Annotated in this window: 19 protein-coding genes; 1 reads left to right on the top strand and 18 read right to left on the bottom strand. The window is 65.7% G+C overall.

All coding sequences use genetic code 11. The features are described from left to right. Positions 1 to 37 precede the first annotated feature (37 nt). Positions 38 to 775 (bottom strand): DNA-formamidopyrimidine glycosylase family protein, encoded by a 738-nt coding sequence (locus ACEN9G_RS09330; protein ID WP_413343830.1) that lies wholly within the window; start codon positions 773 to 775, stop codon positions 38 to 40. Positions 776 to 957: 182 nt separating this feature from the next. On the opposite strand from ACEN9G_RS09330, the gene ACEN9G_RS09325 reads away from it, so the two are divergent. Then, positions 958 to 1455 (top strand): DUF3016 domain-containing protein, encoded by a 498-nt coding sequence (locus ACEN9G_RS09325; protein WP_413343828.1) that lies wholly within the window; start codon positions 958 to 960, stop codon positions 1453 to 1455. A 31-nt stretch (positions 1456 to 1486) separates the two neighbouring features. Here ACEN9G_RS09325 and ACEN9G_RS09320 read toward each other — a convergent pair whose 3' ends face one another. The 17 genes from ACEN9G_RS09320 to ACEN9G_RS09240 form a co-directional block, all read right to left on the bottom strand. Further along, positions 1487 to 2473, bottom strand: a complete 987-nt coding sequence (locus tag ACEN9G_RS09320; protein WP_413343827.1) for a hypothetical protein — start codon at positions 2471 to 2473, stop codon at positions 1487 to 1489. Between the two features lie 13 nt (positions 2474 to 2486). Continuing rightward, the gene (locus ACEN9G_RS09315; protein WP_483126595.1) at positions 2487 to 2969 is read right to left on the bottom strand and encodes a hypothetical protein; all 483 of its coding nucleotides are present in this window, start codon (positions 2967 to 2969) and stop codon (positions 2487 to 2489) included. 13 nt (positions 2970 to 2982) lie between these two features. Then, positions 2983 to 3558 carry an RNA polymerase sigma factor gene (locus ACEN9G_RS09310; RefSeq protein ID WP_483126594.1) on the bottom strand — a complete coding sequence of 192 codons (576 nt, stop codon included), beginning with the start codon at positions 3556 to 3558 and terminating at the stop codon, positions 2983 to 2985. A gap of 64 nt (positions 3559 to 3622) precedes the next feature. Next, positions 3623 to 4066 (bottom strand): thioesterase family protein, encoded by a 444-nt coding sequence (locus ACEN9G_RS09305; protein ID WP_413344604.1) that lies wholly within the window; start codon positions 4064 to 4066, stop codon positions 3623 to 3625. 55 nt (positions 4067 to 4121) lie between these two features. Continuing rightward, on the bottom strand, positions 4122 to 5423 hold the full coding sequence (locus ACEN9G_RS09300; protein WP_413344602.1) for a M20/M25/M40 family metallo-hydrolase: 1302 nt from the start codon (positions 5421 to 5423) through the stop codon (positions 4122 to 4124). Positions 5424 to 5466: 43 nt separating this feature from the next. Continuing rightward, positions 5467 to 6219 carry a sulfite exporter TauE/SafE family protein gene (locus ACEN9G_RS09295; protein ID WP_413344601.1) on the bottom strand — a complete coding sequence of 251 codons (753 nt, stop codon included), beginning with the start codon at positions 6217 to 6219 and terminating at the stop codon, positions 5467 to 5469. Between the two features lie 13 nt (positions 6220 to 6232). Further along, positions 6233 to 7198: an electron transfer flavoprotein subunit alpha/FixB family protein gene (locus ACEN9G_RS09290; protein ID WP_483126593.1), complete on the bottom strand. Its 966-nt coding sequence runs from the start codon at positions 7196 to 7198 to the stop codon at positions 6233 to 6235. A 17-nt stretch (positions 7199 to 7215) separates the two neighbouring features. Next, on the bottom strand, positions 7216 to 7965 hold the full coding sequence (locus tag ACEN9G_RS09285) for an electron transfer flavoprotein subunit beta/FixA family protein (RefSeq protein ID WP_413338892.1): 750 nt from the start codon (positions 7963 to 7965) through the stop codon (positions 7216 to 7218). 11 nt (positions 7966 to 7976) lie between these two features. Next, entirely contained in the window at positions 7977 to 8750 is a 774-nt protein-coding gene (locus ACEN9G_RS09280) for a ferredoxin--NADP reductase (RefSeq protein ID WP_413338890.1), read from the bottom strand. Beyond that, complete coding sequence (locus ACEN9G_RS09275) at positions 8743 to 9093, bottom strand: DUF971 domain-containing protein (RefSeq protein ID WP_413338888.1); 351 nt, start codon at positions 9091 to 9093, stop codon at positions 8743 to 8745. The genes ACEN9G_RS09280 and ACEN9G_RS09275 overlap by 8 nt, the downstream gene beginning before the upstream one ends. Continuing rightward, positions 9083 to 9955, bottom strand: coding sequence for an ABC transporter ATP-binding protein (locus ACEN9G_RS09270; protein ID WP_413338886.1), 873 nt, complete (start codon positions 9953 to 9955; stop codon positions 9083 to 9085). Before ACEN9G_RS09270 ends, ACEN9G_RS09275 begins: the two co-directional genes overlap by 11 nt. Continuing rightward, complete coding sequence (locus ACEN9G_RS09265; protein ID WP_413338883.1) at positions 9952 to 10896, bottom strand: ABC transporter permease; 945 nt, start codon at positions 10894 to 10896, stop codon at positions 9952 to 9954. Before ACEN9G_RS09265 ends, ACEN9G_RS09270 begins: the two co-directional genes overlap by 4 nt. A gap of 2 nt (positions 10897 to 10898) precedes the next feature. Beyond that, positions 10899 to 12314 carry an ABC transporter substrate-binding protein gene (locus tag ACEN9G_RS09260; protein WP_413338881.1) on the bottom strand — a complete coding sequence of 472 codons (1416 nt, stop codon included), beginning with the start codon at positions 12312 to 12314 and terminating at the stop codon, positions 10899 to 10901. A gap of 53 nt (positions 12315 to 12367) precedes the next feature. Next, positions 12368 to 12697, bottom strand: a complete 330-nt coding sequence (gene fdxA / locus ACEN9G_RS09255) for a ferredoxin FdxA (RefSeq protein WP_413338879.1) — start codon at positions 12695 to 12697, stop codon at positions 12368 to 12370. After that, entirely contained in the window at positions 12694 to 13644 is a 951-nt protein-coding gene (locus ACEN9G_RS09250) for a HEAT repeat domain-containing protein (protein WP_483126592.1), read from the bottom strand. The genes fdxA and ACEN9G_RS09250 overlap by 4 nt, the downstream gene beginning before the upstream one ends. Before the next feature lie 10 nt (positions 13645 to 13654). Beyond that, positions 13655 to 13888, bottom strand: a complete 234-nt coding sequence (locus ACEN9G_RS09245; protein WP_056448502.1) for a 4Fe-4S dicluster domain-containing protein — start codon at positions 13886 to 13888, stop codon at positions 13655 to 13657. Between the two features lie 21 nt (positions 13889 to 13909). After that, on the bottom strand, positions 13910 to 15646 hold the full coding sequence (locus ACEN9G_RS09240) for a fumarate reductase/succinate dehydrogenase flavoprotein subunit (RefSeq protein ID WP_413338874.1): 1737 nt from the start codon (positions 15644 to 15646) through the stop codon (positions 13910 to 13912). Between the last annotated feature and the right edge of the window lie 211 nt (positions 15647 to 15857).

Raw genomic sequence — 15857 nt, 5'->3', positions numbered from 1 at the left:
CAATGTCGCAACGTGTCGTTTCCCTATTGTTTCCGCCTTATTCATGCAGCTTTTGGCAGCGCTCGCACCAGAAGCTGCGGCGGTTCGTCTTGCCGAGATTCGCTTTGTGAAAAGGGATATGGCAGCGGGGGCAGATTTTCTGGTTGTGCGCGAGCCAGTGTTTCTTGAGTGTGAACGCTTTTTTCCACTCGAGGAAGTCGAAGCTGTACTGGCGCGCTTCCTGCACGAGGGCGCGCAGCTTGGCCGGCGGCAGCGCGCCGACCCTGGACCGGGGATCGATCCGGATGCGGAACAGCACCTCGTTCTTGATGATGTTGCCGACGCCGGCGAAGATGTCCTGGTCGAGCAGGGCGTCGCAGGCGAGCGTGTCGGGTGCGCCCCTGAGCTTCTTGCGCGCCAACGCCGGATCCCATGCATCCGACATGACGTCCGCGGCCCAGTCGTAGTACGCGTCGATGTCGCAGTCGATCTCCTTGACCGAGCAGGCGTAGAAGTTGAGCTCGCCGCCGTCCGCGAAGCCGAGCGACAGGCGCGGTGGCTTGTCGCGCCGTTCGTTCACGCGGTACGTGCCGAACAGGAGAAAATGGACCCGCACGACCATCGTCGGCACCTGGATGAGGAAATGCTTGCCCCACGTGCGCAGCGCGACGACGGGCTGGCCGACGAGGCGCGCCGTGTCGATGGCCCAGGTATTGCCCTCGGCACGCACGATTTCCTGGCCCACGAACGGGGCCGTCTGCTCTTTCAAGATGACCAGCGACGGGCCTTCCGGCATGATGCTTCCTCGCTTGCGTTGTCCCGTTCTGGATTGTGCTGTGCAAGAGCCCGGGACACCTGTGCGCGGACTAACATTTCGATACAAACTAAGACGAATCGATAACGGACCCGGCATGGAAACCGGCGTATAAGAATGAGGTATTAACAGATGCTGTATTCGACGACGAAAGGAAGAACATCATGAAAGCGTTCATGAAAACGATGGCCCTGGCGGGCCTGCTGGCGCTGGCAGCAGGCAGTGCGTCGGCCGCGGTCAACGTCACGTGGGTGCATCCCGAGAATTTCCACGACCTGCCGTTCCCGGGCTGGGAGCGCAAGGAGATGCTGGACCAGATCACCGACCACTTCGTGAAGCTGGGCGCGAACCTGCCGCCGGGCGAGGACCTGCGCATCGAGATCACGGATTTCGACCCGGCCGGCCGCCTCATTCCGAGTACCCGGCTGGGCCGCGACCTGCGCGTGATGACCGGGCGGGCGGACTGGCCGCGCATGGAGCTGAATTATGCGATCGAGCAGAACGGGCAGGTGATCAAGAACGGCCAGTCGCAGCTGCAGGACATGAATTACCAGCAGACGTTCAGCCACTACTTCGATTCGGAGCCGTATCGCTACGAGAAGCAGATGATCGACGACTGGTTCGACAAGACCATCGCGCCGATCCGGAAGAAGCGGCGCTGAGGCTTCGCGCCGCTCAGGGAGCGGCGTTCGTTTACTTGTCCGCGCGGCCTGCCTTGTCGCGCCAGCGGCCGCCCGCTTCGCGCACCGTGTAGTCGGCCGGCACGGTGAACAGCGCGGGCGCGGGTTCCTCGCGCTTGATGTTCTCGAGCCGGAACACGACGTCGCCGCTGCGCGGGTCGCTGTGCTTCGTGTAGACCGTCACCTGCAGGTCGGGTGCCGTCCACGTCTCGTCCGACACGACGATCGCGTTGCGGTTGCCGATCGCCCCGGCCGGGATCTCGTAGCTGCGCAGCCTGCCCTCGGCCTTGATGCCGCCGAAATCGCGCGTGCCCAGGTCCTTCGTCGTCGCCTTCGTCGACCATTTGACGTCGGCGAACGCGCCGTTCATCAGCGGCGCCACCCGCATCTGCGCGTCGCGCTGCGCCGTGCCGCTCTCCGCCAGCGCCCTCGAGACCTGGATGCGCACGTCGCGCTGGATGCGCTGCCGTTCGGCGTCGTCGATGCCCTGCACGCGCTTGACGATGATCTCCTCGCTGCCGGCGGGCAGTGTGCCGTCCTTGCGCATCTGGTCGACTTTCGCCCGCGCCGCATCGGCCGCGGCGCGCGCCGTGGCTCCCGGATTGATCCTGACGGCCGAGCGGTTCCGTGGGTGCAGGACCAGGTTCGTGCCGCTCACCGGATCGTTGATCGTGACCGTGGCGACGTCGCCCTTGTCGTCGCGGATTTCCTGGCGGGTGCGGCCGGCGCTGTCGCGGTACGTCATCGTGGTGCGGCGCGTGGCGATCTGGTTGCCGTCGGGTAGCGCCTGCGCGAACTCCGTCACCATCTGCGCACTGTAGGGTGCGCTTTTGACGATGTTCGAGCGCATCACGGCGGCACCGCTGCGCGCATCGAACTCCATCTTATCGAAGTGAAACGTCATGGCGCCGTCGGACGCGCGGCCCTGGGTATCCTCGGCCAGCGCCGGGGCGAACAGGCCGGCCAGCAGGGCGGCGATCACAACATGTTTGGTGGTCATGGCATCCTCTTTGTCATTGAAGCGCGCTCAGGCGCAGGGCAAGCGGCTGGCCGTCGGCCGCGACGAGCATCTCGGCCCGGACGGAATCGCCCGCGTTTTCCGGCGTCAGCGGCACGCCCAGCGCGGCCAGGCTCGTGCGCGGCACGTCGGTGGCGACCATGCGCGGCGCCGGTTCCGCGGCGATGCGCTCGGCCGAATCCAGTGCGATGAACACGCCGTTGCCGTCGAGCGCGACGAGCGCGCCGGCGCGGCCGTCCTCGACCGGGTGCGGCGCGCGCACGGCGAACGCCAGCACGAACGCCCCGGCCACGACGCCCCCGGCCAGCGCCAAGGGACGCACGGCCAGCCTGTGATACCAGCGGCGCTTCGGCGGGTGCAGTTTCGCGAACGCCTGCAGCAATTCCTTCTCGACGCCGCGCGGGGCGTCCAGCCGTCCCACCTCCGCGCGCAGGGCGTCGAGCAGGGGATCGCGGTCCGTCGTGTTTCGAATGTCCATGATGACTATCCTTTCATGCTGCGCCAGCCGTGGCGCGCCAGCCGGCCAGGCGCTTGGCGAGCGCCGCCCGGCCGCGCGACAGGCGCGAACGCACGGTGCCGATGTCGACCTGGCAGATGTCGGCGATCTCGGCGTACGACAAGTCGTGCATCTCGTACAGGATGACGGCGTCGCGGTAGTGCGGGGCCAGCAGCGCCAGCGCGCGCCGCACTTCCTCGGCGGCCTCGTTGTCCAGCAGGCGCGCCAGCGGACAGGCCGCGTCGTCCGGCAACCCGTCGTCGCCGTCGTCGCCGCCGTCCAGCACCACGTGGCGCTGGTGTGCCGTCTCGTTTTTCAGGATCAGGTTGCGCGCCACGCCGAACAGGAAGTGCTGCAGCTGTCCGCGCAGCGGATCGAAGCGGAACCGATCCGTCAGCAGGCCCATGAACGTTTCCTGGACCACGTCGGCGGCCGTGTCCGCCGAGCCGCAGCGCAGCAGCGCGAAGCGGTACAGCGGACCCTGGTGGCGCCGGTACAAGGCCGCGAAGGCGTCGGCGGCGCCGCTGCGCGTCTGGCGCAGCAGGTCGGTGTCAGTGGGTGGTGTGGTCATGGGTCATTGTCTTTACCCATATTCCAGCGGGAGGGGGAGAAAGTTCCAGCTATTTCGCGCGCGTTCAGTCGATCCAGTTCACCCGGTCGAACTTGCCGCGGAAGTCTTCCGGCATGGCGACGACCTGGCTCGTCTTGTAATTGAAGAAGACGAAGCCCTGCTTGGCCATCGCGATGAGGGTCTTGTCCTTCGGACGGGTGACCCGGAAGATGATGTCGCCACCATATTTATTGAAGTCCATGACGCCCACTTCGAACAGCAGCTGGTCGCGCGCATGCGCTTCGGCGCGGTAGGTCGTCGCGAGGTCCGTCACGATGATGCCCGTGCCGTCGCCCTCCGTTTCCGAGACGCCGTATTCGAACAGGAAGCGGGCCCGTGCCTCGGAGATCATCGAGATCATCGAGTCGTTGCCCAGGTGGTTGCCGGCGTTGATGTCGGTGACGCGCACCGTCAGCAAGGTCGTGTAGTAGTACTGGTCTTCGGGGAAGGTAAGTATCAGTCGTGCCATGTGTGCATATTACCCGGTTCGGGTAGCGTGTCCAGTTGAAGAAATTCGACGAGCGTCAACGCGTCAAACGATAGATCAGCAATGCCGCGCGCACGGCACTCCGTTCGATCGAGCCCACGTCCAGGTCTTCGTTCGGCGAGTGGGCGCCGTTGCCGCTCGCGCCGAGGCCGTCGAGGCTGTCGAGGAGCGGTGCCACGAACTGGATGTCGCCCGCGCCGCGCGCTTCCGCCGGCAAGGGCGCGATCGTCCCAAGCCCGGCATCCTGGCTGGCGCGCGAATACAGGTCCAGCACTTTCAGGTTGCCGGGTGTCACGGCCATCGGCGGATACGAATCGTGGAACGTGATGGTGGCGCTGGTGCCGGGCAGGTTCTGCGCGACGATGGCGCGCATGCGTGCCTGTGCGCGGTCGCGTTGCGGGTAGTCCAGGTAGCGCAGGTCGGCCTTCACGGTGGCCGTATTGGCGATCACGTTGGTCTTGCCGAATGCGGTGCCGCGCGAGGTCGCGTCGTCGAACGCGACCTCGGTGCCCCCCAGGATCACGCCCGGATTGAACGTGAGGCCAGGCTCGGTCACCTGCTGGCGGAAGGCGTCCAGGATGCGCGCCGTCTCGTACACGGCGCCATAGCCGTTGGCGCCGAACACGGCCATCGAATGGCCCTGGCGCGCCTTGACGTCCAGCTCCCACGTGGCCGTCGCGCGCCGGCCCACGGTGGCGGTCGCCTGGCCATTCTTGTCGAGGATGCTGCCCTCGAAGCTGAGGGCGACGTCGCTGCGCCTGGCGAGCTCCACCATGTCGCCGCGCGACACGCTCTTCGGATTTCCCGCTTCTTCCTCGTCGCCCGTGAACATGACGGCGATGCGCGTGCCGTCGAGGGCGCCCACGCGGTGCAGCGCGCGCAAGGCTTCGATGACGATCACGTCGCCGCCCTTCATGTCGGAAACGCCCTGGCCGCGGACCTTGTCGCCATCGCGCTTCCACATGGGCACGTCGGAACCGGGCTCGAACACGGTGTCGAGGTGACCGAGCAGCAGCAGGCGCTTGCCGCGGTTGCCGTCGCGCGTGGCGACGAGGTGGCCGGCGCGGCGCATCTCGGGCGGCAGCTCGATCCAGCGCGTGGTAAAGCCGAGCGCGTCGAACTGCTTGCGGAACAGCGCGCCCACGTCGCGCACGCCGCGGGTATTCATCGTGCCGCTGTTGATGAGGACGCTCTGCTCGAGCAGGGCGAGCGCTTGCGGCGCATGCGCCTTGATCTCCGCGACGATTTGCTGCTCGGCCGGGTCGAGCCCGTCGGCCCGCGCCGTCTGTACGCACGCCAGTGCTGTCAGCGCCAGCAGCGCCCCGGTGATCTTGCGCATCGTTATTTTTTCCAAAAACAAAGATGCTCAACTGTACACCGATTCAGGCCTGCAAGCTGCGCAGGATGAACCCGCAACCGGCCACCATGCACAGTCCGCCGACCACGCGCTTGACGAACGCGCCGTCGACACGGTGGACGAGGATGGCGCCGGCCAGTACCCCGGCAATTTCAAACACGACGATGAAGGCGGCCAGGCCATAGTCGATGCTGGCGTAACGCAGGTTCGCGAGCGAACCGGACAACGCGCCGATGGTTTGCAGCATCTGCCCGACGCCGATCGCGGTCAGCACGGGATAGCCGCACAAGACCATCAGCGGCACGGACAGCACCTGCCCGCCGATGCCGGTGAGACCGGAAAAGAACCCCGTGAGGGCACCGATCGCCGCGAGGATCAGCCGGCGCTGACGCGGGCCGGCCGGCAAGGCAAGCACCGCCTGGCCGCCGGCGCCCGACATGGTCATGCCGACGACGAGGATCACGGCGGCCAGCGCCGTCGACAGCGACGCGGTGGCGAGATGATGGCCGGTCCATGCGCCGGCATAGCCCGTCGCCGCCGCGCCGAGGCACACCGGCCGCACCAGCGTCCAGTCCAGACTGCCTTTCCTGTGGAAGTAGAGCGCGCCCGCTGCGCCGGTAAAGATGAAAGTGAACAGGGACAACGCCATGCCCTGGTGAATGTCCATGTTCATCAGCAGCATCAGTGCGGGCGGCATGAAAAAACCGCCGACGCCGGCCGCGCCGATCAGGACGCCGATGGCAATGGAGACCAGTACGAGGCCGGCGTGTGTCAGCATGGTGCCCGATCCTCTAGGCGGCCAGCTGTTTTTGTTCGTCCTCCTGCAATGCGGTGACGAGCGCAGGCACGACGTCGAACAGGTCGCCGACGATGCCGTAATCCGCCACGCCGAAAATCGGCGCTTCCGCATCCTTGTTGATGGCCACGATGACCTTCGCATCACCGATGCCGGCCAGGTGCTGGATGGCCCCCGAAATGCCGACCGCGATGTACAGCGCGGGCGCGACCACCTTGCCGGTCTGGCCGATCTGCAATGTGTTGCTGGCAAAGCCGGCGTCGACCGCCGCGCGCGACGCGCCGATCGCGGCGCCCAGCGCGTCCGCCAGCGGCTCCAGCGTGCCGAAACCGGCGGCGGAACCGAGGCCGCGCCCGCCCGCGACCACGACGCGCGCCGCGGTCAGCTCCGCCCGTCCCGACACCGTCCGCTCGACTGCGACGACGCGCGCGGTGCCGGCATCGTCCACCGGCGTCATGTCCTCGATGACCGCTTCGGCATCGCCCAGGGGCGCGGCGTCGAAACTGGTGGCGCGCACGGTCAGCACCTTGATGGCGTCCAGTGCCTGGACGGTCGCGATCGCGTTGCCCGCATAAATCGGACGTTCGAAGATGTCGGGCGCGACGATGCGTGTGACTTCCGAGATCTGCCCCGCATCCAGTCCGGCCGCGATGCGCGGCATGACGCTCTTGCCGAACGTGCCGGCGGCGGCCAGCACGTGGGTACAAGGCTCCTGCGCCAGCAGTTCCAGCGCCTGGGCGGCGACGTTTTCCGCGAGACCGTGCGCGAGCTGCGGGGCCGAGGCGAGCCACACCTTCGCCACGCCGGCAACGCGGCTGGCCGCGCGCGCCGCGGGGACGCAATCGTGTCCCGCGACGAGCAGGTGCACGTCGCCGCCGCACAGGCGGGCCGCGCCGACCGCATGGCGCGTGGCGGCGTGCAGTGAAACGTTGTCGTGTTCAGCGATGACCAGTACCGTCATGATGGCTCCTCGAATGATTAAATGACGTTTGTTTCGTGCCGCAAACGGCGGACCAGTTCGGCCGCATCCTGCACGCGCACACCGGGTTGGCGTTGCGGGGGCGGGTCGACGGCCAGCGTCCTCCAGCGCGGGGAGAGATCGGCGCCGAGGGTTTCGGCGGGCACCACGTCCAGCCGCTTCTTTTTCGACTTCATCAGGTTGGGCAGGCTGACGAAGCGCGGTTCGTTCAGGCGCAGGTCCGCCGTCACGACGGCCGGCAGCGCCAGGTGCACGGTTTCGATGCCGCCATCGACGTCGCGCGCGACCGCCAGGCCGCCGCCCTCGACCCGCACTGACGATGCGAACGTGGCCTGCGGCCAGCCCAGCATGGCCGCCAGCATCTGGCCGGTCTGGTTGCAATCGTCGTCGATGGCCTGCTTGCCCAGGATGACGAGTTGCGGGACTTCGCGCCTGGCGATCGCGGCCAGCAGCCTGGCGACGGCGAGCGGCTGCAACGCGGCGTCCGTCCGCACCAGGATGGCGCGGTCGGCACCGGCGGCCAGCGCGGTGCGCAGCACATCCTGGCAGGCGTCGACGCCGCAGGACACCGCGACGACTTCCTCCGCGTGGCCCGCTTCCTTCAGCCGCACGGCTTCCTCCACGGCGATCTCGTCGAAGGGATTGATGGCCATTTCCACGTTGGCCAGGTCGACACCGGAGCGGTCCGGCTTCACGCGCACCTTGACGTTCGCATCGACCACCCGTTTCACCGGGACCATGATCTTCATGTCGGTTCCTTTCACTTGTCGACGAATGCGCGCTCGATGACGTAATGGCCGGGATGGCTCATGTTGCCTTCCCTCAGACCATGCCCGGTAAGCACCTCCACGGTGTCCTTCAGCATGGCGGGACTGCCGCACAGCATGAAGCGGTCGTGGGCGATGTCCAGCGGCGGCAGGCCGAGCCTGGCGTAGAACCGTGCGCTTTGCAGCAGGTCGGGAATGCGCCCCTGGTTTTCGAACGGCTCGCGGGTGACGGTCGGGTAATAGATCAAACGGTCGGCCACCAGGTCGCCCAGGAATTCGTGGTTCGGCAGGTCGGCCGCGATGCGTTCCTGGTACGCGAGTTCGTTGACGTGGCGGCAGCCGTGCACGAGGATCACCTTGTCGAACCGGTCGTAGACGTCGGGGTCCTGCACGATGCTCATGAACGGCGCCAGGCCGGTGCCCGTGCCGAGCAGGTACAGGTGCTTGCCCGGCAACAGGTTCTGGCTCAGCAGCGTGCCGGACGCCTTGCGGCCGACCAGGATCGAATCGCCGACCTGGATGTCCTGCAGGCGCGAGGTCAGGGGACCATCCGGCACCTTGATGCTGAGGAATTCGAGCCGTTCTTCGTAATGCGGGCTCACCATGCTGTAGGCGCGCATCAGCGGCCGGCCGTCCACTTCGAGTCCGATCATCGCGAACTGCCCGCTCTGGTAGCGGAAGCTCGATTCGCGCGTCGTGGTAAAGGAAAACAGGCGGTCCGTCCAATGACGCACGGACAACACCTCCGCCTCGTAGAAATTACTCATCACGCCATCCTTTCGTCAAAGATTCGGGAAGCCCGTCCGTCGGGCCGAATGCCATCTGTTTGAGATACGTCCAGGGATAGATCCCCCGCGCGTGGCCATCCGAGAAAACCAGTTGCATGGCCGTCGCGCCCACTGGTTCGATCTTCAACAGGACCACGTCGGCGGCAACGGGCAGGACGCTGCACGTCGACCTGCGCATCTGCTCGCATACGCTGCAGCGGCAGGAACGGCGCAACGCGCGGTACGACAACACTGCATGCCTGCCGCTCCACGCCAGCTCCAGTGCGCGCGCCTTGCCGTTCAGGGTGATGGCGTCGGGCCAGGCCGCTTCGTCAAAGGACATTGGCCACCCCCTCCGGTCCGATCTCCGTGCTGAGCCCGGCATAGCCGCCGTCGCGCAACTCGCCGCCCATCGCGGCCAGGCTTTCCTCGCGAATCAGCTTCTTGATCGCGCGGACCAGCCCCGCGAATTCCGGCGTGTCCATCATGTCCGGCGTGCGGGGGCGCGGCAGCGGGACCTTGATGTCGGCCTTGATCCGTCCGGGCCTGGCCGTCATCACATAGATGCGGTCGGACAGGAAGATCGCTTCGTCGATGTCGTGCGTGATGAACAGCACGGACAGGCGCAGCCGTTGCCACATGTTCGTCAGGATCTCCTGCATGACGGAGCGGGTCTGCGAATCGAGCGCGCCGAACGGTTCGTCCATCAGCAGCACCTGCGGACTGGTCGCCAGCGCGCGCACGATACCGACGCGTTGCTTCATCCCGCCCGACAGCTGCGCCGGATAATGGTTTTCAAAGGCCAGCAAACCGGCGAGGCCGAGCAGGGTGCGCGCCTGCGTTTCGCGCTGCGCCGGCGGCATGTCCTTCATCTTCAGTCCGAACTCGACGTTCTTGCGTACCGTCATCCACGGGAACAGCGAATACTGCTGGAACACGACGCCGCGGTCCGAACCGGGCCCGGTGATGGGCCGGCCATCCAGGGTCAGCGCGCCCCTGTCGGCCGCGGTGAAACCGGCGACCGCGTTCATCAGCGTGGATTTGCCGCAACCGGAGGGACCGATCAGCGACACGAATTCGCCCGGCCGCACGTCCAGCGATACCGACTTGACGGCTTGCACGGTCGCGCCGCGCGCCCTGAAACTGATGTCGAGGTCACGCACCTCGATATGGCCGCCCTGGCCGTTCATGGAGGACGCACTCATTTTCCCGCTCCCGCCGCCGCGCCCGTCCACGGCATGGCGAACCTGGAACACAGGTCGATCGCCTTGCTGCACAAGAGGCCGAGCACGCCGATCGTGATCATGCCGAGCGCGATGTCGGGATACGAAATCAGCGAATACGCTTCCCAGGTGAAGTAGCCGATGCCGAATTGGCCGGAAATCATTTCCGCCGCAATCAGCGACACCCACGCGACGCCCATGCCGACCGCAAGGCCCGTGAAGATATGCGGGAGTGCGCCGGGGATCACGACATACAGGATCACATCCTTCTCTTTCGCACCGAGACTGTGCGCGGCGCGCAGCAGCACGCCGTCGACGCTCTCCACCCCGTGGATGGTGTTGATCAGGATGGGGAAGAACGCCCCCAGGAACGTGATGAACGCGATGCTGACCTCGTTGCTGGGCCACAGCATGATGGCCATCGGCACCCAGGCGATCGCGGGGATCGGACGGAACAATTCCATCGCCGGCAGCGCCAGCGAACGGAAGATCCGGTAGCGGCCGACCATGACCCCGAGGAGCGTGCCGACGATCGCCGCGCCGGAAAAGCCGAGCAGCACGCGCCGCACGCTGATCCCGATGTTCACCGCGAATTTGTCCGAACGCGTGACGTCGAGGATGCTGTGCCACACATCCACCGGCGTCGGGATGTTCCCGAAGCGGATGTAGACGTCGAGCTTGTAATATGTCGCCAGATGCCAGGCCAGCAGCACGGCGCCGATCGACAGGGTGCCGAGCAGCGCCCCTCCGATGCCCGACTCTAGCCAGCGCTTCAGCGAGAACGGGATGTCCGGTGCGGGCGCGCTGCCCGCACCGCCTTCGATGGCTTCCAGTCTGGGCTGCCGTATCGGCTTGGCAGTGGCGGGGTGGGGCGGCGGCGCCGCTGGCGGCGGTGCGATTGGGTGACGGTCCATCAGAGCCATGATCATTTCTCCATCTTGGCGAGCACTTGCTCGTAGGTTGCGACGGTGCCTCCGGATTTTGCTGCGCTGGTCTCCGCGTCCTTCTTCAGCAGGAACGGCACGACATCCAGTTTCGCGCCGATGCCGTTGACCGCATAGAAGGCTCTGTCGGCAAATACCTTGATGCCGAGTCCTTGATCGAACAAATAGACCACAGCAATTTTCTTGCCAGCGTCCTGGTACTTTTTGATCCCCATGAAGGTGCAGGCCGGAGAGCTGAGGGGCACGATGTCGCCGCCCTCGATCCAGATCTCACCCGCTTCCTTCGGACGCGTCACCGCCTTGCCGCAGACCGGGTCCTTGCCCTGGATGTCGTAGTTGGCCAAGGTGCGCTTCTGCGCGTCGTAGTCGAGGCCGCGCTGTTTGAAGGCCGCGCGCAGATAGCTTTCGTTGACCCACGCATCGACATTGAATTCCTTCACCTTGCCCAGCTTTTGCAGCACGCCGTAGCTGGTCTTGACCGAGTTCACGAGCAGGGGCTTGATCGTCGGGTCCAGCGTGTGGATGCCGTCGGGGCCGAGGAAGATGTAGACGACCTCTTTCTCGATCCTGGTCCATGCGGCGATCTTCTCGGCCGCCAGCCGCGGGTTCTTGCGGACCCAGTCGTCGGCATCCATCATGGCGCGGATGTAGGCGACGACGACTTCCGGATACTTGTCCGCAAAATCCTTGCGCACGACGATGCCGTGGAAGGTTGGAATCCCGGTCTGGGCGCCGTCGAAGATCTTGCGGGCGAAGCCCCGGTACGGCAGCAGCTCGCCGAAGGGGACGAAATCGGCGTGGCCGTCGATCTTCTTTTCGCGCAGGTTGCTGGTGCCGATTTCCGGCGTCTGGCTGACGAGGTTCCAGAAATCGTCCGACCAGCCGCGCGCCTGCATCGCCTGCAGCAGCATGCCGTGCGCCGCCGAGCCGAACGGCACGGACACGTTCTTGCCCTTCAGGTCGGCCAGCTGGTAATACGGGCTGTCCTTGTTGACCACCACGCCATTGCCGGCGCCGAAGGCGTTATAGGCGATCACGGCGACCAGCTGCGTTTCGTTGCCCCTGCTTTGCTGGCCGTTGGCGCCGTTCACCAGCAGCGGGTAGTCGCCCATCATGCCGATCTGGATCTTGTTGGCCATCATGCCGTTGGTGACGGGCGGGCCGGAGGTGAAGTTCTGCCAGTCGACCCTGAAATCGATGTTGGCGTACCTGCCCGTCTTCGGCAGGTATTTGTCGAGCAGGCCCAGCTCCTTGATGACGATGCCGCCGGTGACGGTGTTGGTGGTGGTGTTCTGCGTGCCGATGCCGATCGTGACGACCTCTTTCGCCTGCAACACCGGCGCGAACAGGACAGCGGCGGAGAGCGCGGCAATACGGATGAGGAACCGAAGTGTCATGTTGAATCCTTCCAGAATGAGTCACAGGATGAAAAACGACGCGGCCCACGTTGCTAGGCCACCTCCACCAGCTGGTCGCGCTTGTCCTGCCGGGACGCCCATGCGTCGGCCTCCGGCAGCGGTTCAGTCGATTGCGTGATCAGCGGCCAGCGGGCCGCCAGCCTGGCGTTCAGCGCGACGTAGTCCTTCTGCCCGTCCGGCAGGTCCTTTTCGTCGTAGATCGCCTCGACGGGGCACTCCGCCACGCATACGCCGCAGTCGATGCAGACTTCCGGATCGATCACGAGGAAATTCGGGCCTTCATGGAAGCACTCGACCGGGCACACCGAGACGCAGTCGGTGTACTTGCAGCCGATGCACGATTCGCCGACAACGTGTGTCATGACGCACCTCCGTTCAGTTGTATGGTCGTCAGCGCCAGCTTCGACAGCTTGCGCACGTCCGAATCGACGTCCTTCAGCGCCAGCTCCAGGTGCGCGATGGCGCGCGTGTCGCCGATCTCGCCCAGCGCGATGACCGCTTCCTTGCGCAGGTTGCTCATCGGATGCCGCAACGCTTCGCATAGCGCCTGCACCGCGGTCTTCGCCTTCAGCTTGCCGAGGCTGCGCGCCGCTTTTACCCGCACCTGCCAGAACTCGTCGTCCATCGCGCGCACCAGGTCCGGCACGCCGAGCGCCAGCCCGAGCTTGCCCATCGTCGTCGCCGCTTCCTCGCGCACCTGCCAGGCCGGATCGGCGAGGACGCGGCTGAGCGTCGGCTGGATGCTGACTGCCGACGCGTAACCGAGCGCACCCACGGCGATGCGGCGCACTTCCTGGTCCGGGTCGGTGGCCGCCGCATTCGTCAGCGCGCCGATCGCTTCCGGCTTTTTCAGGTAGCCGAGCACGCCCACCGCTTCGCGCCGCACGCCGGCATCGACGTCGCCCAGTGCCCGCAGCGCGGGTTCGAAGGCCGCGTCCACGCGCAGGGCGCGGATCGCGTGCAGGGCGGCGATCCTGACCGAGGCTTCTTCGTCGCCCAGGTAGGGCAGCAGGTACGGTGCCGACGCCGGTTCCTTCAGTTCGGCCAGCGTGGTCGCCGCCGCGCGCCGCACCTCCGGGTCGGCGTCCTTCAGCAGCGGCACGAGCGCTTCCAGCACCTCGGGATCTTCGTAGCCTTCGATCGCCCTGGCCGCTTCCAGCCGCACGCTCGCGTCGGGGTCGGCCAGCGCGGCGACGAGCAGCGGCACGATGTCGTCTTCCTCGTCGGAGTAGGGGAGATCCAGCACTGCGACGCGGCGCACGCCCGGGTCGCTGCTGTGCAGCCGTTCGTGGAGTGTGGTTGCCATCATGGGAGCCACCTCAGCGCACGAGATAGGGGATGTTGACGTGCACGGCGCCGGTCGGGCAGTCCTGTTCGCACGGCATGCAGTACCAGCATTCGTCGAATTTCATGAACGCCTTGTTGGAGACGATGTCGATCGCCAGCACGTCCAGGGGACAGACGTCGACGCATACGGTGCAGCCTTTCTCGGCGATGCACTTCGACTGGTCGACGACGACCGGGGCTTGCGTGCGGGTGGTTGCGATGGTCATGTTCTTTCCTTTCCGGTTCGGTTATACGGCGATGGCGGTTTTGGTGCCGGCCACGCGCAGGCGCTGGTAGGCGGCTTTTTCTTCGGCATTCAGTTCGACGATGTAGGGCTCGATCTCGCGCTTGCGGAAGACCGTCTTCCCGTCCGCGCCCTTGCTGACGTTGGTGTGGCAGAACCAGTTCTCGTCGTCCTTCTCGGGGTGATCCACGCACAGGTGGTACAGGCCCCAGCGGCTTTCCTTGCGAAACAGGGAAGAACGCGCCGCGAGTTCCGCGCAGTCGCGGATCGTGTGCGCCTCCATCGCCCGCATCAGTTCGTGCGGGTTGACGGCGCCGAGTTCCTCGAGGTCGTCCTTGATCTCGCCAAAGCGCTCGAGCGCAATTTCCATCTTGCGCGTGACCTTCGGCGGCTGCAGGTAATCGTTCACGATGCGGCGCGTCTTGTACTCGACCTGGAACGGCGTCAGGCCCTCGCTGCGCGCCAGCGGCGCCATGATGCGCCGGCGCTCCGCTTCCACCATGTCGGTGTTGATCACGGTCGCAGACTTGCCGGCGATGTAGTCGGCCGCGTTCTCGCCGCAGAATTTGCCGTACACGAACGCCCCGAGCATGTAGTTGTGCGGGATGCTGGCGCAATCGCCTGCCGCGTACAGGCCGGGGAGGGAGCACTCGCCTTTTTCGTTGGTCCAGATCCCGGAGGCGCTGTGGCCACTGCAAAAGCCGATTTCCGAGATGTGCATCTCGATCGCCTTCTGGCGGTAGTCGTTGCCGCGCCGTTCGTGGAAGCGGCCGCGGCTCGGGCGTTCGTTGGTGTGCAGGATGTGCTCGATCTCCGCGATCGTTTCTTCCGCCAGGTGATCGAGCTTCAGGAACACCGGACCGCGGCCGCCTTCCAGCTCGTTGTAGAACTCCAGCATCATCTGGCCGCTCCAGTAGTCGCATTCGATGAAGCGCGCGCCGGTGGAGTTCGCGGTGAAGCCGCCGAACGGGCCGGTGACGTAGGCGCACGCGGGACCGTTGTAATCCTTGATCAGCGGATTGACCTGGAAGCATTCCAGGTTCGTCAGTTCCGCGCCGGCGTGATAGGCCATGACGTGGCCTTCGCCGCTGTTGGTCGGGTTCTCGTACGTGCCGAACATATAGCCGGATGCGGGCAGGCCGAGACGCCCCGCCGCGCCCGTGCACAGCACGACCGCCTTTGCCTTGATCACATAAAAGTCGGCGGTGCGGCAATCGAAGCCCATGACGCCGGCGATCTCGCCGTTCACGCCCGTGATCAGGCGCGTGGCGACCACGCGGTTGGTGATGTCGACGCGCTGGCGTTTCAGCTGGCGGTACAGCACCTTCTTCATGTGGTGCCCTTCCGGCATCGGCAGGACGTAGCTGCCGAGGTGGTGCACCTTGCGCACGGCGTAGTCGCCCGTTTCGTCCTTCTCGAACTTGACGCCCCAGCGATCGAGCTCCTCGATCATCGCGTAGCTGTTGCTCGCGTAGGCGTACACCCCTTTCTGGTCGACGATGCCGTCGTTCGCGACCGTGATCTCCTTCGTATACTGTTCCGGCGTCGCATGGCCGGGAATGACCGCGTTGTTCAACCCGTCCATGCCCATGGAGATGGCGCCGCTGCGCTTGACGTTGGCCTTTTCCAGCACCAGCACGCGCAACTTCGGATTCTTTTCCTTGGCTTTCACCGCGGCCATCGGCCCGCCCGTACCGCCGCCAACGATTACCAGGTCGTATTCCAGTTCAATGGTTTTCATGTCACCCTTTCAGTAAAGTCGCCTTGCGGCACCGTGCGCACCTCGTCATAACTCGTAATAACGAGTTGTGCAAATTGCGTGCCAGTCGAATTCCCCGTGTTTCGCGGGATCGGGAGGGAAGAATGATCAGGAACGGTGCGCGTGCGGTGCGGCAGGTGGCCGTTGTGGGGAGGGAACGGCCAAAACAGGGCGTAGGGTGGGGCACCCGTGC

Source organism: Massilia sp. Masssp94, from assembly GCF_059491305.1.
The sequence above is the reverse complement of the archived record's forward strand: the minus strand, read 5'-3'. Positions and strand labels throughout refer to the sequence as shown.

What these genes read in the sequence shown, in the direction of transcription:
- ACEN9G_RS09330 (WP_413343830.1), bottom strand. Translation starts at nt 775, where the DNA reads ATGCCGGAAGGCCCGTCGCTGGTCATCTTGAAAGAGCAGACGGCCCCG.
- ACEN9G_RS09325 (WP_413343828.1), top strand. Translation starts at nt 958, where the DNA reads ATGAAAGCGTTCATGAAAACGATGGCCCTGGCGGGCCTGCTGGCGCTG.
- ACEN9G_RS09320 (WP_413343827.1), bottom strand. Translation starts at nt 2,473, where the DNA reads ATGACCACCAAACATGTTGTGATCGCCGCCCTGCTGGCCGGCCTGTTC.
- ACEN9G_RS09315 (WP_483126595.1), bottom strand. Translation starts at nt 2,969, where the DNA reads ATGGACATTCGAAACACGACGGACCGCGATCCCCTGCTCGACGCCCTG.
- ACEN9G_RS09310 (WP_483126594.1), bottom strand. Translation starts at nt 3,558, where the DNA reads ATGACCACACCACCCACTGACACCGACCTGCTGCGCCAGACGCGCAGC.
- ACEN9G_RS09305 (WP_413344604.1), bottom strand. Translation starts at nt 4,066, where the DNA reads ATGGCACGACTGATACTTACCTTCCCCGAAGACCAGTACTACTACACG.
- ACEN9G_RS09300 (WP_413344602.1), bottom strand. Translation starts at nt 5,423, where the DNA reads ATGCGCAAGATCACCGGGGCGCTGCTGGCGCTGACAGCACTGGCGTGC.
- ACEN9G_RS09295 (WP_413344601.1), bottom strand. Translation starts at nt 6,219, where the DNA reads ATGCTGACACACGCCGGCCTCGTACTGGTCTCCATTGCCATCGGCGTC.
- ACEN9G_RS09290 (WP_483126593.1), bottom strand. Translation starts at nt 7,198, where the DNA reads ATGACGGTACTGGTCATCGCTGAACACGACAACGTTTCACTGCACGCC.
- ACEN9G_RS09285 (WP_413338892.1), bottom strand. Translation starts at nt 7,965, where the DNA reads ATGAAGATCATGGTCCCGGTGAAACGGGTGGTCGATGCGAACGTCAAG.
- ACEN9G_RS09280 (WP_413338890.1), bottom strand. Translation starts at nt 8,750, where the DNA reads ATGAGTAATTTCTACGAGGCGGAGGTGTTGTCCGTGCGTCATTGGACG.
- ACEN9G_RS09275 (WP_413338888.1), bottom strand. Translation starts at nt 9,093, where the DNA reads ATGTCCTTTGACGAAGCGGCCTGGCCCGACGCCATCACCCTGAACGGC.
- ACEN9G_RS09270 (WP_413338886.1), bottom strand. Translation starts at nt 9,955, where the DNA reads ATGAGTGCGTCCTCCATGAACGGCCAGGGCGGCCATATCGAGGTGCGT.
- ACEN9G_RS09265 (WP_413338883.1), bottom strand. Translation starts at nt 10,896, where the DNA reads ATGGCTCTGATGGACCGTCACCCAATCGCACCGCCGCCAGCGGCGCCG.
- ACEN9G_RS09260 (WP_413338881.1), bottom strand. Translation starts at nt 12,314, where the DNA reads ATGACACTTCGGTTCCTCATCCGTATTGCCGCGCTCTCCGCCGCTGTC.
- fdxA (WP_413338879.1), bottom strand. Translation starts at nt 12,697, where the DNA reads ATGACACACGTTGTCGGCGAATCGTGCATCGGCTGCAAGTACACCGAC.
- ACEN9G_RS09250 (WP_483126592.1), bottom strand. Translation starts at nt 13,644, where the DNA reads ATGATGGCAACCACACTCCACGAACGGCTGCACAGCAGCGACCCGGGC.
- ACEN9G_RS09245 (WP_056448502.1), bottom strand. Translation starts at nt 13,888, where the DNA reads ATGACCATCGCAACCACCCGCACGCAAGCCCCGGTCGTCGTCGACCAG.
- ACEN9G_RS09240 (WP_413338874.1), bottom strand. Translation starts at nt 15,646, where the DNA reads ATGAAAACCATTGAACTGGAATACGACCTGGTAATCGTTGGCGGCGGT.